This window comes from Psychrobacter sp. ASPA161_9 (assembly GCF_051970275.1).
Taxonomy (GTDB): Bacteria; Pseudomonadota; Gammaproteobacteria; order Pseudomonadales; family Moraxellaceae; genus Psychrobacter.
This window is the reverse complement of record NZ_JBEFNI010000011.1, coordinates 109,040-129,661: the sequence shown is the minus strand read 5'-3', so window position 1 is coordinate 129,661 and position 20,622 is coordinate 109,040. Positions and strand designations below refer to the sequence as shown.

The following is a 20,622-nucleotide window of genomic DNA, read 5'->3' as shown; positions in this document are numbered from 1 at the left end:
GACTAGTTATCTAGACGGGGGGTTTTCTTTGTGTGGTTGATTTAGAAGTTACCGCTTTAATAGTCTTTTAGATATTTATCTGAGTGTATTTTATAGTATTAAAATCCGATGTACTTTATATGTCATTATAGGCTATACTTAAGTTCACTAATAACACATAACCGTTTTGATTACTCTACTTTAAAAGGATAAATGCAATGGCTGTCAAACATACACCTACTAGCGAAATTCATAGTGGAACTAAAGGCGGACGTACTGGTTGTGGTTCTGATACTAAGCTACATCCTGACCATTGGGTTAATAGCTCACAAAAAATCACTTGTAACAAAAATGGATGTAAAAATTAATAGTTCATTTTATAATTAGAAGCTTACTAAACCTGACCTCTCCCCGAACTCAATAGTGAAACATCGTAGTGTCTATGGTAATGTGGTTCGCCTATTTGAGAGTAGGTCATCGTTAGCACTCTTTATCAAAGCTCCCAATTTAATCGTTGGGAGCTTTTTTTTATGCTTATCATTACTATCCCTATCTAATAATTTAGTGTTTATAACCTTGCTAAAGTTAGTTTACTCGCCATATTTAGATTGTTGGTTAGTGATATTATGCTAAATTGCCTATAGCAACTCATTTTATCTTTCTAGGTCAGAATTATGAAAATGTCAAATACGTTAGATAGAAGTACTAAAATACAAAGGTATATGGATTTAAGTAAGTTTTTACATATACTTGAAAGTAAACAACTATTTATGTGTAGAATCGACAAGTTTGAAGATAGACTAGAAGGAGGATTGACAACAATAAATGATTTCTTTTATAGCGGTGCCGCAGAAGCATTAAGTAACCTTGTAAATAATAGTCTACCTTTAAGCCTTGAAGGAAATTGTAACTCTCCTGAAAGTATTGAAGAAGCTAAACAAAGGCAACAAGAATATGAAGAGAAGTCTAGAAATAAGTCGTTTACGACTGTTTTTGGAGACATCAAGCTATCAGAAAAAGTAACGTATAAGGATGTTATTAAAGCACAAAAGAAATGGTTGGATGTGAGCTGTTGGCATTCCAATATAGATGATACTGAAAGTATTGCCATGTGGAAAATATACGGTAATGATATAAACTCCGTATGTATTACCACCACCATTGGTCAACTATTAGACTCTATAGAAGAAGATAAAGATGTAAATCTGCTAATACAAAAGGTTGAGTATATAGATCATCGAGCAGATTATTATAGCTTAGAGGTCGATAGTAAACTCGCACCCTTTGTCCATAAGCATAAAGCATATAAATTTGAGAACGAAATAAGGTTAATAGCATATAATCACAGCAATGACCCTTTAAGTAATAGAGTTGAGGCCGGCTCTTTAATTAGGCTCAAATCGAATGATTTTATTAATAGTATTAAGGTTTCTCCTGAAGCACCTGAATGGTTTTTTAACTTAGTAAAAGACATTTTTAACGATAGATATGAGCAAACTGGGGTTGTTGCTCGTTCTGATCTTGATGATTTAGTAACAACACTTAGTAGTAAGTACGTTTTATAGCTGTATTTGATATAAAAACCATTATCTAAAATATTTGAGGATAAAGTTATGAATACCTCAAAAGTAACTTACCAAGGCGATGCGTACCACCGCTATTCACCTGCAATCAGACAATAAAATCATCACTGACGCGCCAACAGACAGTTAAGGCAAAGGTGATGCCTTTTCGTTAACGGATCTATTGGCGACCAGCTTAGCCAGCTGCATATTGACCATTATTGGTATTAAAGCTCGTGATATTGATATTGCAGGTACTACTGCCTAGATGACTGAAGTTATGGCAGCTGATCCCAAACGCATCAGTGAAGTAGATGTGATCATTAATAAGGCAGCTTGTAATGCTTAAAATAAGCGTTGCCGTCAGCCTGTTTTAATTAGTTATCTCTCACTTATTTTAAATAATTTTAGGTTTGGCGGAGTAGAGCTATCTTAAAACAATAAAGCTTGCCAAAACTGAATTCTGGCAAGCTTTATTGCTGTCGAAACGACCTTCACATATGAGGTGCTTCTATATATAAGATACTTTAGAAATCAATTAGCTAGACATAAAGCCTAAATCCCAATTATTGAACTTGTGTAGATTAGGCGCTACCATTGTCAGATTGTTATCTGAGACGCCAAACCATTTAGCCAAAGTCGCTGAATACTGATCAATAGATGTCGTAGGTAACCATGCACCTTCACCGACATCAATGGCTGTATCTAGACCTATCTCTGGTGCTTCACCATAAAAATCTCTACCTTTCACTGCGCCACCCATAATGAAATGGTGACCTCCCCAGCCATGCTCTGATCCATCACCATGGCTGTTAAAAGTTCGACCGAACTCTGACATAGTGAAAGTGGTGACATTCTGAGAAACTCCCAATTCTTCAGTGGCTTCATAAAAACTTCCTAATGCATCGTCAAGTAGACGCATCAACGTACTATGTCGCCCAAGTAGATCATTATGGGTATCGAATCCTTTAAGCTTTACAAAGAATATCTGACGTTTGACACCCAGCGTATCTCGTGCTTTGATAAGTGATGCTACTGTTTTTAGCTGTTGCGCTAATGCATTTTCAGTGGCAAATTCAGTTGAAATAGTTTTTGCGTCTTCTATAGCTGATAACATCATTGATTCGTTAGTAGAATCGGTAACTGCATTGTCGTCAGATGAAGTGAATAAATTACTCAGTGCTTCTGAAAAGCTCATTGCATCAGATCCCTGGGATCCTTCTTTATTACTTCCAGTACCTTTGATACCATAAGGGGTAACTTTCAATGGATTGGTATTTCCACCTGTCAGAAATAAAGTATCATTGTCGGTACCAACACAAGAAAACGCTCCATGCGAATTTTGTTTTAGTATTGCATCACCAATTTTTCCGCCCCAACCTTCTCTAAAAGAGTCCGAAGCTGTGCTTTGCCAATTTTGCTTTTGAGTAAAGTGAGAAAACAAACCTCTGGGTAACGCTACTGACCGATTTTTATACTGATCTAATGAAGTAGGCTGTACTAAAGACCCTACATTCTGTAAGACTGCCAATTTTCTTAGGTGAAATAAGCTGTTTAAACGCTTGAGATTGGGATTAAAACCCCATTTCAGACCGCTAGCTAGATTAGTTGCAGGTATTAAAGGTAATAAAGTGGATTGATCCAAAGCGATATCTTGACGTATCTTACGGTAAGTTGCATAGTTGGATGTGTCGATGGGAATCAAAGTGTTGGCTTGATCGTTACCTCCGTCTAATAGAACACAGACCAAGGCTTTATAATCTGAGTCTGTCGTTGCCGCTGTTGCTTTGTTCATAGCTGATAAGTTGATAGCCATAGGAGTAACGACACCAGCACCCGCTAAATAGCCTAAACGCTGTAAAAAGGCTCTTCTTGATAATTCATTCATGATAACTTTCCTATAATCTTTATTACTTTATGACTTGTTAAAACATTGACCTGCGATACTACTAAAGAAAGATATCATCAACTAACATTACTATTGCCTAATACATTTTCGACATTGATATTAGTTGAAGAGTTAATATTGAAATTTGTAATTTCATCGCCAACTTTAGTATCAATATTTCTGACAACACAATCTTTGCCAAGGGTAATTAGCCAGCTAAAAGCCTTTATAGTATCTAGTGTAATATTCTCAAACGTACAGTCTTCAAGTACCTTCTCATACTCTGATGTCATAATGACGCGGTTATTATATGTACCACCTTCAACATTAATACCTCTAAATACTTTCTGATCAGACTTTGATTTCAGACTGATGTACGGGGCATCTCCATTATGATTACCTTCCTTGATCATAAGACAGTTACGAACAGTAATATCAAAGTAATTGCGATTGTCACGATTGTTATCTTGTACTATGACCCGTCGGCCTCCAGATGAGTCGCTAGCATTGATAAACTCAATGTCTTCATATAGTACATTGCCCCATTGATGAGAAGATGTAGGTGGTTCAATATCAGCAAGGTATAAACCGCCATAGGTCGGTTCAGAATCACTTCCTCTAGGGTTTGTAGAATAGACATACGCATCTTTTTCGAATCGAACGATGCCGTTCTTAAGTGTTATACCAAGGCCTGATGCGATAGTTAAACAGTTTCTGTTAGATGGACCTATTCTGAAATCACTAGCTTCGAAGTTCATTTCACCGTCGCCACGTATGTATAAGCTATCGTATATCGCTCCTTCAGACGTAAAGTTACTAAACTTACAATTTTTGCCCCATATCCACATGCAATAGATAGAGGTGGCCAGTGGGCTGTTAGTGTCAGAATGCTTTATGGTTTGGCCTCTAAAATGAACGCCAGTAGCTTGAAAGCCATTACCTTCTTCACGGACTTCAAGCACTGCTGATCTAGATTTAGCATAAAAGTAGGTTTCACCCGTACCAAACAGCCGAATATTGGGCACTCTAGGTTCTAGCGCTACCTCATACTTACCATCTGGGAATATAATATTGGCACCTCCGCGCTTAGCTGCATCCTCAAGCGCTTCTTCAGGCGTATTATAATTATTCTTATAATAGATTGTATCTTGATTAGGGTCAGGGTATACGCCCTCAAGATCTTGATAAGGCAGTACTTCGCCACCCTTTACAAACGTACGATTATGCTCGTAGGCATGGCCACCATTCATATTGAGGCGCGCATAGTAAGCATCTCTAGGGGTAATAATAGTTATACTTTCCGAATATCTGTCTATTGCGGATACCCGCTTGATAAACCTCTTGTTTCCATCGTAATAGGCAATACTATTAAATGTATCAAGACCTCTGCGTTGTTCGCTAAAGATGGTATATGCAGCATTTGGCTCTACTTTAATAAAGTCGGATACATCATAACTAGAAGTACTAATAATGCTACCATCGCTTTTGATAACCTTACCTTCTGTGACCGTATCTAAATTTAACAAATTCTGGCTAACACTCATAAACATTCCATTCATTAAGATAATTTCGTTTTGCATAAATTCGTTTTACATATGTTGAGGAATTAATGCTTAATTTTGACTGTAGTATCGGGATTGTGAGTATAGACTAGCTTTCTTTCTATAAAACCCATAACAACTAGGAAATTGTAGCAATCAAGTTTTGATAACCATACTTATTTGCATAAGTCTTATACCACTGTAAGATAGTGTAATGAGATCATTCTATATAAGCACTGCCACTAGCAGGTATAACAATTAAGACAAACAACTAGCAAAGAGAACCCTATGACAACCTCAAAAGTAACTTACCAAGGCGATCTACGAACCCAAGCTATTCACTTGCAATCAAATGATGAAATCATAACCGACGCGCCAACTGACAATCAGGGTAAAGGTGAAGCGTTTTCGCCAACGGATCTGCTAGCGACCAGTTTGGCCAGTTGTATGTTGACGATTATTGGTATCAAAGCTCGTGATATGGAGATTGATATTGCAGGCACTATTGCCGAAGTTACTAAGGTTATGGCAGCTGACCCAAGACGAGTCAGTGAAGTACATATTGCTATTACTTTTAACCAAGAGTTAGATGATAAAACGCGAAAAATATTCTATAACACCGCGCTGACTTGTCCGGTTGCTAAAAGTATCCATCCTGATCTTATTCAGAAAGTGACTATTAATTCCAAAAACTAGTAACCTCTATAATGGTGATTGATATGACTACTAAAACTTTACTCATCGTCGCGCATGCGCCGTCGACTAATACCAAAAAATTAGCACAAGCTGCATACGAAGGTGCTAATCATCCTGATATAGATATTAATGTTATCCTAAAATCGCCACAAGATACTCAGCCTGAAGATGTGTTGGCAGCTGATGCATTATTATTAGGAACGACTGAGAATCTAGCTTATATGGCAGGGCTGACCAAAGACTTCTTTGATCGATGTTATTACCCTGTACTAGAAGAAAAGCAAGGCATGCCATTTGCGTTATATATTCGAGCTGGACAGGATGGTACGGGTACCAAGCTTGCTATGAAGACAATTACCACTGGACTGCGTTGGGAATGGATTCAAGAGGCACTGATTTTACGAGGCGATTGGCAAGAGACATTTACCGAGCAAGTAGAAGAGCTGGCGATGACTCTTGCAGCTGGAGTAGAAGCGGGTATTTATTAGTTTTAAAGCGTTTAGCTACTATTTGTGAATGTTCAATACGCCCTAATATCGTGATATCAATAGTATAAAAATTAGGATGTTAATAATGAATAATAATATTAATACTGATTCTATGTCTGCTGCTGTACTGCCATTCTCTCGAGCTTGTGAGAATAACAAGCAGCCTATATTAGCTATTTTGCAAAAAGAGTTAAAAGACTCTCTGCATGTGCTAGAGATTGGCTCAGGGACTGGTCAACATAGTATTTATTTTGCCCCAAGATTAGCGCACTTAACATGGCAGACCAGTGATGTTGTCAACAATCATGCAAGTATTAATGCTTGGCACACCGAACATCCTGCGGCTAACTTATATGCACCTCTTGCTTTTAATTTAGCTCATGACTCAGTGCCAGTTAACCATAATATTGATACGCCTTACGATGCAGTATTTACTGCCAACACCCTGCATATCATTGCTTGGTCTTTAGTTGAGCAGTTGTTTGCTTTGGTCGGAGATATACTACCTGTACACGGAAAGCTGATTGTATATGGACCATTCAACGAAAATGGACACTACACCAGTGCCAGTAATCAGCAGTTTGATATCAGCCTACGGCAGCATGATGCACAGAGCGGCATTCGCAATTTGGAAGACATAACAGATTTAGCAGAACAACATCATTTAACGTTAAGTGAGAAGTATGCGATGCCTGCGAATAATCAGCTATTGGTCTTTCAGAAAACAAGCTAAGACAAAGGTTGTATAGGAAGTTATGTTGCACTTGAAAAGCTGAAAAGGCATCAAGATAAAATCACTTAATTCTATCTTGATACTCTACATATGATAGATATCTTGTTGATTGGACTAACACAATTTATTCTAATTATTTATATTCTTCTACTAAAAAATCCAAATAACGCTTCCAAGAGCGTTCATCGGCACGTTTATCATATCTATCACTCCCGAATACACTAAAGGCATGTGGCGCACCACTATAAGTTACCAGCTCATGTGGTACCTTAGCAGTCTCTAACGTCTTACCCAAAGTGGCAAAGCTCTCAAGGGATACAGATTCATCAGCAGAGCCGTGGAAAACTAAGATTTCTCCAGTGGTATTGTCATAACTTTGTCCCGTTGGAATATCAAAAGCACCATGGAATGGTACAAACGCTTTTTGCGGGAAGCCTGAGCGTGCTAGCTCTAAAGCAACCGTACCGCCAAAACAATACCCCATTGTAGTGCCTTTACGCACATCATTACCTTGTAGTCGTCCGGCATTCAGTGCACCTTGTAGCAAGCGGCGCATCTTGCTACGATCGTCATATAATGCTCCGGTTAAGCGTTTATTTTCTTCAATAGAAGTAGGGTGAATGCCTTGCCCAAACATGTCTGCTGCCAATACGTTATAGCCTTCAGTTGCTAACATATCAGCGCGTTTACGCTCATAGTCTGTCAACCCATCCCAATCATGAATGAGTAAAATAAAAGGCGCATTAGGTTTATCGGCTTTAGCGTAATAACCTTCATATACTTGGTCATCAACCTTATAGGTAACGTTTTTGGTAGTAATGGCTGCAGCTGTTTGGCTAAAAGTGAGCGCCATCAAACCTAATGAAGTTCCCAGCATTAATGAGCGATAGAAGTTCTTAGAAGAAGAGTCAGATGTGGTTGATGATGTTGGTAACGGTGACATAATAGGTAGCCTCATAATTTGATAAGAGAGAGATAAATATGTGGCTAAGAATAATGTCCATTTATTTATCATCGGTGTGTAATCCTTCATAAAATCATACCTTAAAGAAGATCTACATTACAAGAATCGATTTCTAAGACGTAGGCTAAAGAAATAAGGTCTTTCTATTTAAAATGCATAAACTTTAACTAAATATCAACAAGGTTCACTATATACACCACTTAGTTTTTGGGTAATATAACTCGTAAGCTTATTATTTCTTTATCTTTTTAATAATCGGCAGTGCTAAAACACAGACAACTAATAGACATATGAAGTCAAAATTATCTCCAAGGATACTAAACCTGTGTAAGCACTTTATTAATGATTTCAAAAGAGGTCATTTTACTCATTAGCTAGGATATATTATGAATAAGAATCTAGATCATACCGACCCCGCTAAGAATATGAATACTGAACGTGGTAACGGGGGTGAGACTCATCAGCGCGCAGGTGATGACACTAAAGTTTTAACGACCCAGCAGGGCGTCGCTATTTCTGATAACCAAAATTCTCTAAAAGCAGGCGCTCGCGGGCCGACTCTATTAGAAGATTTTGTACTGCGTGAAAAGATTCATCATTTTGACCATGAGCGTATTCCTGAGCGTATTGTCCATGCGCGCGGTAGTGCAGCGCACGGTTATTTTGAACTAACAGAGTCATTAGAAGAATATACTACGGCGAAAATTTTAACTGAAACTGGTAAACAGACGCCATTGTTTACGCGCTTTTCTACGGTTGCTGGTAATAAGGGTTCAAAAGATACACCACGTGATGTACGTGGTTTTGCAGTGAAGATCTATACCGAAGAAGGTAACTGGGATATCGTTGGTAACAACATGCCAATCTTCTTTATTCAAGATGCGATGAAATTCCCAGACCTAATCCATGCGGTAAAACCAGAGCCTGATCGCGGTTTCCCGCAAGCGGCATCTGCCCATGATACGTTTTGGGACTTTGTGTCGTTAAGTCCTGAGACTATGCATAATCTAATTTGGCTGATGAGTGATCGTGCTTTACCGCGTAGCTTACGCATGATGGAAGGCTTTGGTATTCATAGCTATCGTTTGATTAACAAAGATGGTAAGAGTACCTTTGTGCGTTTTCATTGGAAGCCAGTACTTGGTGTACAGTCGACCACGTGGGATGAAGCAGTGAAAATTTCAGGTGCTGATCCTGATTATCATCGTCGTGATCTGTTTGAATCAATTAATAACGGCGACTATCCTGAGTGGGAGTTTGGTGTACAGCTATTTACCGAAGAAGAAGCCAATGAATTCCCATTTGACCATTTAGATGCTACCAAGCTGATTCCAGAAGAAATGGTGCCAGTTAAGGTAGTGGGTAAAATGGTGCTCAATCGTTATCCGGATAATTTCTTTGCGGAAACAGAGCAAGTCGCATTCTGTCCATCACACTTGCCACCTGGTATCGATTTTAGTAATGACCCATTATTACAAGGTCGTCTATTTAGTTATTTAGATACCCAGCTCTCACGGTTAGGCTCACCAAACTTTGCACAAATTCCAATCAATGCGCCAAAATGTCCGTTTGCAAATAATCAGCAAGACGGTCATATGCAAATGCAAGTACCTAAAACTCGCGTCCTTTATGAACCTCAGAGTTTAGATCCAACCAGACCGCGTGAAAGCGTTAAGCGTGGTTTTGGATCATTCCATGAGCAGTTAGATGATGGTGCGAAAGGTCGCGTACGTGCGGAGAGCTTTGCGGATCATTATAGTCAACCGCGTATGTTCTATCGCAGTCAAACGCCAGCTGAGCAAGCACATATTGCTTCTGCTTACGCGTTTGAGCTTGGTAAGGTAGATACGGCGCATGTACGTACTCGTACGCTTAGTCATCTCATTCATATCGATGAAGACTTGGCAAATCGTGTGGCAAAAGCGCTTGGTATGGAATTGCCAGAACCAGCCGACGCAGCAGCACCAGTACAAGATATGGCGACTTCCGATGCAGTACAAACGATTGGTCTTACTCCTAAGAGTTTGAAAGGACGTCTGATTGGTATCTTGGTCGCTGATGGCTCCAAACATAGCGAAATCAAAAAGTTTGAAGATGCGGCAAAAGAGCAGGGCGCTAGCGTAAAAATCGTTGCGCCCAACAAAGAAGTTGTGTTGGATGACGATACACGCATACAAGCTGACGAGCGTCTCGCTGGCGGTCCTTCAGTGATGTTTGATGCAGTGGTTAGTATCATTATGCCTGATCAAGCTAAAAAGCTTGCCAAAGACAGCTCAGCATTAGATTGGTTCAATGACGCTTATGGGCATTGCAAAGCGATTGCTTATTGCGGGGCGACCGATGAATTTATCTTAAGTAAGCTACCTATCGAAAAAGATAGCTTTGTCACGCCATTGGCTGAGTTAGATACCTTTATCGAAAATGCCAAATCACGTCTGTGGGAACGTGAGCCCAAGGTTCGTGATCTTGCCTAGTTAAATCAGTAAAGGCTAGCTTAGCAAAGATCAATTTTGTTTAAACAACGCTAACTGCAATTTCAATTATTAAATGCTTTATCTTAAACTCAGCCTATGTGCTGAGTTTTTGCTTTTCTGATGACAAATTTATAAGTTTTTTGTTCAAGCGTTATTCAATATTAACTATTTATAGTCACAAGCGTTCACTCAAAGTCATTTATTTAAAAATGACGAACGCTATACTAAAGATTATTGCTTACACTGAAAGGAAGCCTCATAACAAGAATGATTAATGAGGCAGGGAATATAAATGAGTTTATGTGAAATTGTACGCTTAGATGGATATATTCAAAGTACGTATCTTGCGATATATCCATCTAAAATTATGCTATTAGATGGTGGCTGCCGCCCTGATGTAGCGATGGTGCTAGACTATATTAGAGCGACTTTGCAGCGCCCGATAACGGATTTGAAAGTAGTGATAGTCACTCACATGCATCCAGATCATGCTGGCGGCGCACATCAATTTAAAAAAGAGACTGGCTGCCTAATTGTATCAGCAGATAAGAAGACTCAGTGGTATAGCGGTATCGGCGGGCGAACCATGCATTTTGTAGATATGGGTCTGGCTAATTATGTGGCGAGACGTCAAGGGCGCTCACCTAAAAACTTGTATTATCCAGCGCGCCTTAAGCCTGATGTTGTCGTTAAAGATGGAGATTGTGTGCCGGGGTTTGATGAATGGCAAGTCCTAGAGACGCCAGGCCATACAGATCGTGATTTATCTTTGTTCCATGTGCCAAGTAGGCAGGTATATACAGCTGATTTGATTATTAAGCTACGTCATAAATTCGTTGCACCTTTTCCCATTTATGATCCTAAAGTTTATATCCAGTCATTACAAAGAATAAAAGATTTAAAGCCATCAATAGTCATGATGGCGCATGGACGTGAGTTAGCTATAGATGAAGCGACTTTTGATATGTTAATAAAGCAAGCGCCTAAGCACCCACGTACGATTAAAGATACTATCAAGCATAAACTGCTGTGGCGAAAAGATGCTGACTTCAGTATTTTTAAAGGTAACCGTAAGAAATAAAGAAAAGCTTCAGACGAAAAAAAGCCCAGTCACTATATCGTATAGTGACTGGGCTTTTAGGAATATGGTGGGCCGTCCGCGATTCGAACGCGGGACCAATTGATTAAAAGTCAACTGCTCTACCAACTGAGCTAACGGCCCTGAGAAGCGTATAAAAAAAGCACTGCTTTTTTAGCTTCGCAAGAGAAAATCCTTTAAATAGGATTATCTAATACTTATGCATATAATCAATATATCTGATTGTATGCAAGAATAATTTCCTTAAAGGGAAATTATATAAAACTTGAAACCTAAATAAGGTCTTTCAAACTAATTTATTAAACAACTACCGGATAGGGCAGAACGCTTAATAAGGATTAAACTAAAAATGGTGGGCCGTCCGCGATTCGAACGCGGGACCAATTGATTAAAAGTCAACTGCTCTACCAACTGAGCTAACGGCCCTGAGAAGTGTATAAAAAAAGCACTGCTTTTTTAGCTTCGCAAGAATAATTTCCTTAAAAGGAGATTATTTCAAACTTAATTTCTTTATATATCGACTTATCAATATCAACAGAGACATCAAGTTTGTTCTCTCGTTTAAAGAATTTGTATCCCTAAACGTGAGAGCACATTATATATATTATTATGACAATTACAACCCCGCATTTTAAAAAAAGTGCAAATCTCACATAAAAATTTAGATTTCTTTCTTTTTTTACTGTTTTATCTATTCTTAACCCTTTATATCTTATATGTTGCTTCATAAATCATTAGCTAATCTCTAGAAAGTGCTTCAACGGGATCAAGTTTGGCGGCATTTCGTGCTGGCAAAAATCCGAAAACAACCCCAATCAGCGTTGAGCAAACAAAAGCAGCAATAATAGAAGTTGGCGAGTAAATAACTTTGAAGCTATCGCCGCCAACACGGTTGATTAATCCACCAATGGCGAATGCCAACCCAATACCCAGTAGACCACCTAAAATACAGACCAACACAGCCTCAATCAAAAACTGTTGCATAATGTCATTTTGACGCGCACCAACTGCCATACGCACCCCAATCTCGTTGGTACGCTCGGTAACTGATACCAACATAATATTCATCACGCCAATACCGCCAACTATCAGTGAGATAACGGCAACTGATGAGATTAGTAGCGTCAAAGCGCCTGTTGTTGACTCGATAGTTTGACGTATAGAGTCTGAGTTGCGAATTTGGAAATCCTCTTCACCATGACGGCTCTCTATTAAGTCAGAGATTGCAGACTCAGCCACACTGGAGGAGACATCATCACTTACCAAGGCCACAAATCGATCGATATTGGTACTGCCTCTAATACGTGACATTACGGTGGTATAAGGCATGTATATGGTAGGCGTAGTAAGATCTGCGCCAAAACCGCCATCATTTTCTTCAAGCACACCAATGATTCGCCCTGGAACGCTGCCAATTAATATTACCTCGCCAATAGGATTGTCATTATCTGCAAAAAAGGTTTGCTTGGTATTGTCATCTATAATGATATCTTGGCTACGCAAGTTAATACTTTGCTCGTCGAAACCTTGGCCGAGTGCTAAGGTCTCACCAGTGACTTGTAGGTAGTCTTTACCGACACCATTGACGGTAGATTCCTCTTGTATGTTGCGATAGCGAACACTGGAGTTGGCATTAACCTGCGGACTAACACTGGTAATATAGGGCTGATTACCAACCGCTTGTGCATCCTCTGGGGTCAGGTTGTCATCATTGTAACGACGTCTTGGATCGCCCCTAGGGTAACCATCACTAACGGTAATGGTGTTAGTACCCAGTGAGCTGATATTGGCAAGAATCTGCTGCTGGGAGCCTTGACCAAGACCTACAATAGAGACGACAGCAGCAATACCGATAATAATACCCAGCATGGTTAGCAAGGTGCGCATCTTATGGGCTCGCATAGCAAGCAAAGACATCTTAAATGCTTCGAACAGACGATCAATAAAACTAGCAAACGCGCTTTTGCGGTGATTGTCTAAAATGGGTTCGGGTTTAGCATCAGTTTGCTGATAATTGTCATTTTTATAATTAGCAATGACATAGCCGTCTTTGAGCTCAATTACTCGTTCAGCTTGTGCAGCAAGGTTTGGGTCATGAGTAACCATGATGATGGTATGACCTTTTGCATTTAGGTCGTGTAATATTGCCATCACATCTTCGCCAGACTTACTATCAAGCGCACCAGTTGGCTCATCGGCTAAGATGATATCACCACCATTCATCAAGGCCCTAGCGACAGAGACACGTTGTTGTTGTCCGCCTGAAAGCTGATTGGGGCGATTACCGACTTTATCCCCAAGCCCTAAGTCGGTAAGTAACTTTTCGGCACGGTTAATCCGAGCTTCCGTATCCATGCCAGCATATACGGCAGGGACAGCAACATTGTCTCTTGCACTGATATCACCAAGCAAATGATAGCGCTGAAAGATAAAGCCAAAGTGCTCACGGCGTAGCTTGGCAAGCTCATCAGCGTCTAACTTACGTGCTGACTTACCATAGATTTTATATTCACCAGCTGTTGCTTGATCGAGGCAGCCTAAGATATTCATCAAGGTGGACTTGCCAGAGCCAGATTGCCCGATGATAGCGACCATTTCGCCTTGATTAATGGTTAAATTGATATCGTGCAAGACGCGAATGGTTTGTTCACCTGCAGGAAACTCTCGAATAATACCCGACAGTTGCATGATAGGCTTATCAGCTGCCGATTGAGTATGATTCTGTGAGTCAGGTTTTCTAGTGGCGTTAGCACTGTTGGCAGACGATTGTTGCTCTAAGCCTTGGCTTGCTTCACTGTTAGACGATGGTTTAGAAGATTGAGATATAGTCATAGCAATGTCTTTAATCAAAGGTGATGAACGTCGCTGCAGTAGGGCTATCGTGCTTAAGCCCCATTGCAACCAACATATACAAAGAGCAAGTTACATTCCTGGTGGGCCGCCACGCATACGACCGCTACCAGAACCTTTGGCACTACCTTCACTGATAATGACTTGTTCACCTTCTTTTAGACCACTTAGAATTTGTGCATTTACTCGGTTATCAATCCCTACAGTTACTGCGCGTTCTTCTACTGTTTCATCGTTATTTAATACGCGTATGAATTTACTGGTTTTAGCTTTTTTATCGGCTTTATTTTTAGATGGTTTTTCTTGCACTGCAGCTGATGGTACGAGCAACGCGTCTTTGGCTTGGTCGATAACAATATAAATTTGCGCCGTCATATCAATGCGAAACAATCTGTCAAGGTTTGGCACTTCCACGTAGCCCACATAATAGATAGCAGAGTCCGTTGAACTGGTCTCACTAATTTTCTCAGGTGCTGGTTCAATAGCAGTCAGCACTGCATCATATTGCTGGTCCGGATTACCAATGATATTGAAATAGGCGGGCATACCAGCTTCAACATTGATAACATCGGCCTCAGAGATTTGTGCATTGATACGAACCGTTGATAAATCCGCTAAAGTGACCAGTGTCGGTGCGGTTTGATTGGCATTAACAGTCGTCCCTTGCTCGGTAGTAATAGAAACGACGGTGCCTGATATAGGTGCACGGATGGTGGTATAATTGAGATCTTCCTCTGCCGTACTTACATTAGTTTGCGCTTTACGTAATGCTGCCTGTTGGCCATTAATATTAGCCTGCGTAGTGGCAATAGCAGCCTTAGCAGTATCTATAGCAGCGCGCGCATTAGCAACCGCGGCTTTTGCTGTTTCAACGCTAGTCGCTTGAGTGTCATACTCTTGCTGCGAAATCGCATCGATAGCGACTAAGTCTTGCAAACGTGCAAAGTCTGACTGTGCTTGCTTAAGCTCAGACTGGCGGCTGGCAAGATCAGCATAGGCACTTTTTAGACCAGCTTGACGGCTTAATGCTTCTGCGCGTGCACTTTGTAATGCGGCCTCACTTTGCTCAAGGCTAGCTTGCTCATTGCTTAAGTTATTATTTTGAGTTACTTGATCGATTTGAGCAATAAGATCGCCTTCTTGTACTTCATCACCAACCTCAACGTAGAGACGTTTTACTTCACCAGATACCTGTGCACCGACATCAACGGTATTGAGGGCTTTGACTTTCCCTGAGGCCATGACATTGTTTTCGATATCACCAATCTCAGCAGTCGCTGTCAGATAGTTGGGTTTTTCTTCTTCTGGTTTTAGAGTAGTGTAAGCTAACGCCGACAACGCTACGACAATCAGGACAATGACACCCCATTTAATAGCAGACTTTTTGCTCATTTTACGCATAACAACAATCCAATCACAGTGAACTCAAGTGTATGTATAGTAGAGACTTCATAGGTAAAAGGGAATGGCAATTAGTTTAAGAAAGGTTAAGGGGGTTTTGAAAAAACAAGAGTGTGGAAGGTAAGTTTAGCCTGAGTATAGATTATCTAGAGTGGGCTATATAAGGATCAGTCGAAAATAAGAAGGCTAATGGTAGTGATTGTTGATTTAATTGGTTTTACAATAATGATTATAGAGAGCGGGTAAAACATATTTCTAATACTTATTGCATAGCGAACAACCTTCGCCCTGATAGCTCTAACGCTGCTTGCAACAGTAATTCCCAAGCTGGCTGACGAACCAGTCCTTTGATCGCTTGGTCACAGCGATAAAGCAGGGCAGGCCATTCGGCAGTATAGGCTTTTGACTGACGGCGGCAAGCTTGTTGATATAAGCCTTGTTTGCTGCGCCATATGCCAAGAGCTTGTGGGTCTTGTCCATCCATCAATTGCATAATCTGACGCATGTCCTTGCTAATCGCCCAGAGCACTAAGGTCGTTGGCTCATCAGTGGCTTTAAGCTGAAAGATGATTTTTGCCACTTGTGGACTATTACCAGCAAGCATTGCATCCGATAAATCAAACACGCTAAATTGGGCATCACTGACTAAGGCGGCTTGTAAATCTTTTATATCCAAGGCGACATTGGTAGCAGGCTTTGAAGAATTTGTAGCAAGCTTTGCAGATGTACCATGCTCTTGACTGGCATCATCACCATTCGCCATTAGTTGTGGCGCAAACAGATAAGAGAGTCGCCACAGTGTTTGATAGGCACTTAACAGATGGTGCTCAGTATGTGACATAAGCAGTTGCCAAGCCTCTTGAGACAGCTTTAAGCCAAACTGTTGAGCTTGTATTTGCAATAGCTGTTGACGTTGTTGTTCGTTGTATAAGTTGCAATCAATAACGTGACCATATTGAGCAAACGGTGTAAACCATTTACTGCTTTGGGCACGCTTGTCTTGTTTGGATGTTAACCATAATAAACTATGACTATGTGCACCTGTTTGCGCGTCCTGAGCGAAGCGTTCTAGCTCAGCGATAACTCCCTTATCTGGCTTATGGTTGCCAGTCACGATGAGCGCACTTGCATCGTCAAATAAAGACTGGCTACCCAGCTCCGACAATACTTCTTGCCAGCTTTTCACCGATATCAGCTCGATACGCTTGATGGCATAGTTTTGCGCGCGCCAATGTGGGCGCATGGCATCGATAAGCCATTGACTCAGTAACGGCTCATCACCATGTGCCAGCCACAAGCCTGCCACTGCAACTGAAGGTTGTAGTAATTTTGGGTAAGCCTGTATAAAGGTATCTTGCATAACTATTGAGCTATAACCTTTTAGAATTAAAATAACACCAAAAGATGCTAATAATAAGCGTTAAGAGCTTGGCACAATTACAGCGGTCTTCTCTGGACTTTTAAGCGTTTGAGAAGACTTATTGGCACTAGCAGGCGCAACTTTAGGCAGAGAAATAGCGACGTATTGATCAGTAATACGGCGCGCTAAAGTATCATAAAGCCAGTCACGAATCTGATTGCCTTGCTGATCATCGGTACTGACAGATGCCTCATTATATTGATAGCTGCGCTCAACTTGAATAGGATTGCTTAGCGTCACAGGTTTGCTATTCTCTATGGTTTGGTAGCTAACATCTGCTGATAATACTAAACGAATCTCTGTTAATACACCGACTAATTCATAACGTTTAAAGCGTATGTTATTTACCGTAATAGCAGCAATGGGGTCAGCGCCCACATTGTTGCTGTTGTTAGCGATGTCAGCCAAGGTCATGTTATCGATTACGTCGAGACCTAAAGCTTCTAAGCGTCGTGTTAATGGCAACTTGAGTGGAAATGCAGTGCGATTGTCTTCAATAATTACCGCTGTTTTGGCAATATCAAAAAGCATTGGTGTATCATAACCACGTAGCTGAAACCCGCAACCACTAAGACCTGCTGTCGCACTAAGCACCGTAAGCATTGGCAAAGTAGCGAGTAGTACTTTCGCTAGTTTTTGTCTGCTTGATTTCTCTTGATGTGACTGCACAGCTTGATGCTTATCTAACATAATCGCTATCCTTATTTTGATAAAAAGGCTTAAAGCACTAAGTGTTAAAAGGTTTAGCCTGCAACCACAATATTAACCAGTTTATTAGGCACGACGATCTCTTTTTTAATCTCACCGGTAAGGAATTTTGCCACACTTTCCATTGTCCGTGCTTGTACTTTTAGCTGCTCTGGATCGCTGTTAGGGGCTACATCCATCTTACCGCGCATTTTACCATTGACCTGCACCACCATCGTGATCATATCCTGCACAAGGGCACTTTCGTCAACCACTGGATAGTTTAGTGTTACTGTATCAAGCCCTAGCTGCTCAAGTAAGTGCTCACCGACGTGCGGTGCATATACTGATAACATGATAAGCAAATCAATCAGTGCTTCATGCTGTACTTGCAGATCTTGCTCACTATTGGCACTGAAGCTAGCAAGTTCGTTGGCAAGCTCCATAAGGCTTGATACTGGTGTATTTAATGCTAAACGATCACCCAAGTCACTATCAATCTTGGCTATCGTTGAATGAGTCTTACGGCGCAAATCTTTGGCAGCTTTGCTTAAGCCGTCAATATTGAGGGCTTCTTTGTTTAGCGTATCAAGGTCTAAGTTCGCTGCAGTGAGTGCTTGCATGTGCTCAGTCGCAATACGCCACACTTTTTTAACGAAGTTATAAGGACCTTTTAGTGCATCATCTGACCATTCTAGTGTTTGATCAGCAGGAGCGGTAAATAGCGTGTATAGACGAACCGTATCAGCACCGTATTTATCAATGGTTATCTGCGGATCAACACCGTTATTTTTTGACTTAGACATTTTTTCAATTTTGCCAATTGTTACAGGCTGTCCATCTGATTTTAGGATAGCTTTAATCGGTTGTCCGCGCTCGTTATAATCAATATCAATGTCTTCAGTGAAGTAATAAGTTGTACTACCATCAGCATTAACGCGATAGAAAGTGCCAGCAAGTACCATACCTTGGGTCATAAGGTTTGCAAACGGCTCATCGCCTGATACCAGTGACTCATCGCGCATTAGCTTGTGGAAGAAGCGTGCATAAAGCAGATGCATAACGGCGTGCTCTACACCGCCGACGTATTGATCGACAGGCAACCATTTGTTAGCAGCAGACTTATTGACCATGTTTTGCGAGTCGTTCGGGCTAGCAAAGCGCGCATAGTACCAGCTTGATTCAACGAAAGTATCAAAGGTATCGGTTTCACGCTCAGCAGGGTTACCACACTTAGGGCAAGTAGTATTAACAAATTCTGGAATATTTTTAAGTGGATTACCACGTCCATCAGGTACGACATCAGTCGGTAAGACGACTGGTAAATCTTGCTCTTCAACAGGTACCGTGCCGCAATGCTCACAGTTGACCATTGGAATAGGGCAGCCCCAATAGCGCTGGCGAGATACACCCCAATCACGCAGGCGATACTGAATCTTTTTATTAGCGAGACCTTGCGGTTCAAGCTTCACTAGCATTGCTTCAAACGCTTGCTCAAAATCCATACCGTCAAATTCATCTGAATTGACTAGGGTATTGCGCTCAGTATAAGCAAGGTTTGGCTCAGAACCATCTGTTTTGGCTTCGGCGATAACGGACTCAGCATAACCATCAGGGGACTTGATAACTTGCTTGATAGGTAAGTTGTATTTAATAGCAAACTCGTAGTCGCGCTCATCATGCGCTGGCACTGCCATGACCGCACCTGAGCCATAGCTCATTAATACGTAGTTAGCAACCCAAACAGATACTTTTTCGCCTGTTAATGGATGGGTAACGGTTAGCCCAGTATCCATACCGATTTTTTCAGCTTTTGCTAGATCGGCTTCAGCAACTGAGCCTTTTTTACAAAGTGCACAAAATTCAGCAATTGCTTCACTATGTTCAGCAGCGTATTGCGCTAGCGGATGTTCAGCGGCGACCGCTACATAAGTGACGCCCATTAAGGTATCAGGGCGAGTAGTGAACACGTCTAAAGTGTTGTCTTCCCCAGCAAGCTCATAAGGAAAATGCACTTCCATACCTGCACTACGACCGATCCAATTGCGCTGCATGGTTAGTACTTCAGATGGCCAATGACCTTCTAACTGATCTAAATCATCAAGCAACTCATCAGCATAATCGGTGATGTTAAAGTAATACATTGGGATGTCGCGTTTTTCGACCGCAGCACCGCTACGCCAGCCTTTACCATCGATGACTTGCTCATTGGCTAAAACGGTATTATCAATCGGATCCCAGTTGACGGTAGCAAGCTTCTTATAAACCAAACCCTTTTTGTATAACTGTAAAAATAACCACTGCTCCCATTGATAATACTCAGGGCTACAGGTAGCAAATTCACGTGACCAATCAATGGATAAACCAAGCAATTTGAGCTGCGCGCGCATGTTATCGATATTGGCAAACGTCCATTCGGCAGGTGGGGTCTGGTTGGCAATCGCTGCGTTTTCAGCTGGCAAGCCAAAACCATCCCAGCCCATTGGCTGCATGACTTCATAGCCTTTTAGGCGATAATAGCGGCTTAATACATCAGAGATCGTATAGTTACGCACGTGACCCATATGTAGCTTACCACTTGGGTAAGGGAACATAGACAGCATATAGCGACTTGGCTTATCACTTGGCTCATTACTTACTTCAAAGCGCTTGTCGCTCGCCCACTTGGCTTGCTGCGCTGCTTCAATCAGCTGCGGCTGATATTGGGTGCTGTCAGTAGCAATATTATTAACGTTATTAGCGTTGGCATTAGCATTGTTAGTATTAGATTGGTCTGCTGTCACGGCGTTGCTCATAGTCGGCTCGGAATTGGTTAATACAGATAAAAATAGGTGAAATTT

The 20,622-nt window shown here is 41.0% G+C and carries 15 protein-coding genes and 2 tRNA genes; 7 read left to right on the top strand and 10 right to left on the bottom strand.

Annotated elements, in window-relative coordinates; genetic code table 11:
* The first annotated feature begins 197 nt into the window (after positions 1 to 197).
* The gene (locus tag ACTQ9S_RS12645; RefSeq protein ID WP_440455121.1) at positions 198 to 347 is read left to right on the top strand and encodes a hypothetical protein; all 150 of its coding nucleotides are present in this window, start codon (positions 198 to 200) and stop codon (positions 345 to 347) included.
* A 306-nt stretch (positions 348 to 653) separates the two neighbouring features.
* Positions 654 to 1,544: a DUF2971 domain-containing protein gene (locus tag ACTQ9S_RS12640; RefSeq protein ID WP_440455120.1), complete on the top strand. Its 891-nt coding sequence runs from the start codon at positions 654 to 656 to the stop codon at positions 1,542 to 1,544.
* Positions 1,545 to 2,079: 535 nt separating this feature from the next.
* Here the strand turns inward: ACTQ9S_RS12640 and ACTQ9S_RS12635 are convergent.
* Both ACTQ9S_RS12635 and ACTQ9S_RS12630 read right to left on the bottom strand, forming a co-directional pair.
* Positions 2,080 to 3,429, bottom strand: a complete 1,350-nt coding sequence (locus tag ACTQ9S_RS12635) for a DUF1501 domain-containing protein (RefSeq protein WP_440455119.1) — start codon at positions 3,427 to 3,429, stop codon at positions 2,080 to 2,082.
* 77 nt (positions 3,430 to 3,506) lie between these two features.
* Positions 3,507 to 4,973 (bottom strand): hypothetical protein, encoded by a 1,467-nt coding sequence (locus tag ACTQ9S_RS12630; protein ID WP_440455118.1) that lies wholly within the window; start codon positions 4,971 to 4,973, stop codon positions 3,507 to 3,509.
* 285 nt (positions 4,974 to 5,258) lie between these two features.
* Here ACTQ9S_RS12630 and ACTQ9S_RS12625 point away from each other — a divergent pair, with 285 nt between their 5' ends.
* The 3 genes from ACTQ9S_RS12625 (at position 5,259) to ACTQ9S_RS12615 (ending at position 6,887) form a co-directional block, all read left to right on the top strand.
* The gene (locus tag ACTQ9S_RS12625; protein ID WP_440455117.1) at positions 5,259 to 5,666 is read left to right on the top strand and encodes an OsmC family protein; all 408 of its coding nucleotides are present in this window, start codon (positions 5,259 to 5,261) and stop codon (positions 5,664 to 5,666) included.
* A gap of 23 nt (positions 5,667 to 5,689) precedes the next feature.
* Positions 5,690 to 6,154 carry a flavodoxin family protein gene (locus ACTQ9S_RS12620; protein WP_440455116.1) on the top strand — a complete coding sequence of 155 codons (465 nt, stop codon included), beginning with the start codon at positions 5,690 to 5,692 and terminating at the stop codon, positions 6,152 to 6,154.
* 85 nt (positions 6,155 to 6,239) lie between these two features.
* Positions 6,240 to 6,887 carry a DUF938 domain-containing protein gene (locus tag ACTQ9S_RS12615; RefSeq protein WP_440455115.1) on the top strand — a complete coding sequence of 216 codons (648 nt, stop codon included), beginning with the start codon at positions 6,240 to 6,242 and terminating at the stop codon, positions 6,885 to 6,887.
* Between the two features lie 133 nt (positions 6,888 to 7,020).
* Here ACTQ9S_RS12615 and ACTQ9S_RS12610 read toward each other — a convergent pair whose 3' ends face one another.
* On the bottom strand, positions 7,021 to 7,830 hold the full coding sequence (locus ACTQ9S_RS12610) for a dienelactone hydrolase family protein (protein WP_440455114.1): 810 nt from the start codon (positions 7,828 to 7,830) through the stop codon (positions 7,021 to 7,023).
* A gap of 407 nt (positions 7,831 to 8,237) precedes the next feature.
* On the opposite strand from ACTQ9S_RS12610, the gene ACTQ9S_RS12605 reads away from it, so the two are divergent.
* Together ACTQ9S_RS12605 and ACTQ9S_RS12600 are read left to right on the top strand one after the other, a co-directional pair.
* On the top strand, positions 8,238 to 10,325 hold the full coding sequence (locus ACTQ9S_RS12605) for a catalase (protein WP_440455113.1): 2,088 nt from the start codon (positions 8,238 to 8,240) through the stop codon (positions 10,323 to 10,325).
* Positions 10,326 to 10,617: 292 nt separating this feature from the next.
* A complete protein-coding gene (locus ACTQ9S_RS12600; RefSeq protein ID WP_440455112.1) occupies positions 10,618 to 11,406 on the top strand; it encodes an MBL fold metallo-hydrolase in 789 nt (262 codons plus the stop codon).
* A 65-nt stretch (positions 11,407 to 11,471) separates the two neighbouring features.
* Here the strand turns inward: ACTQ9S_RS12600 and ACTQ9S_RS12595 are convergent.
* The 7 genes from ACTQ9S_RS12595 to leuS all read right to left on the bottom strand — a co-directional run bounded on the left by ACTQ9S_RS12595 (position 11,472) and on the right by leuS (position 20,577).
* A tRNA-Lys gene (locus tag ACTQ9S_RS12595) sits at positions 11,472 to 11,547 on the bottom strand.
* A gap of 227 nt (positions 11,548 to 11,774) precedes the next feature.
* Positions 11,775 to 11,850, bottom strand: a tRNA-Lys gene (locus ACTQ9S_RS12590).
* A 312-nt stretch (positions 11,851 to 12,162) separates the two neighbouring features.
* Entirely contained in the window at positions 12,163 to 14,112 is a 1,950-nt protein-coding gene (locus ACTQ9S_RS12585) for a MacB family efflux pump subunit (protein WP_440455127.1), read from the bottom strand.
* 234 nt (positions 14,113 to 14,346) lie between these two features.
* Positions 14,347 to 15,675 carry an efflux RND transporter periplasmic adaptor subunit gene (locus ACTQ9S_RS12580; RefSeq protein ID WP_440455111.1) on the bottom strand — a complete coding sequence of 443 codons (1,329 nt, stop codon included), beginning with the start codon at positions 15,673 to 15,675 and terminating at the stop codon, positions 14,347 to 14,349.
* Positions 15,676 to 15,937: 262 nt separating this feature from the next.
* The gene (holA, locus tag ACTQ9S_RS12575; RefSeq protein ID WP_440455110.1) at positions 15,938 to 17,035 is read right to left on the bottom strand and encodes a DNA polymerase III subunit delta; all 1,098 of its coding nucleotides are present in this window, start codon (positions 17,033 to 17,035) and stop codon (positions 15,938 to 15,940) included.
* 60 nt (positions 17,036 to 17,095) lie between these two features.
* Positions 17,096 to 17,785, bottom strand: a complete 690-nt coding sequence (locus ACTQ9S_RS12570) for an LPS-assembly lipoprotein LptE (protein WP_440455109.1) — start codon at positions 17,783 to 17,785, stop codon at positions 17,096 to 17,098.
* A 53-nt stretch (positions 17,786 to 17,838) separates the two neighbouring features.
* Positions 17,839 to 20,577 carry a leucine--tRNA ligase gene (leuS, locus tag ACTQ9S_RS12565; RefSeq protein WP_440455108.1) on the bottom strand — a complete coding sequence of 913 codons (2,739 nt, stop codon included), beginning with the start codon at positions 20,575 to 20,577 and terminating at the stop codon, positions 17,839 to 17,841.
* Positions 20,578 to 20,622: the final 45 nt, after the last annotated feature.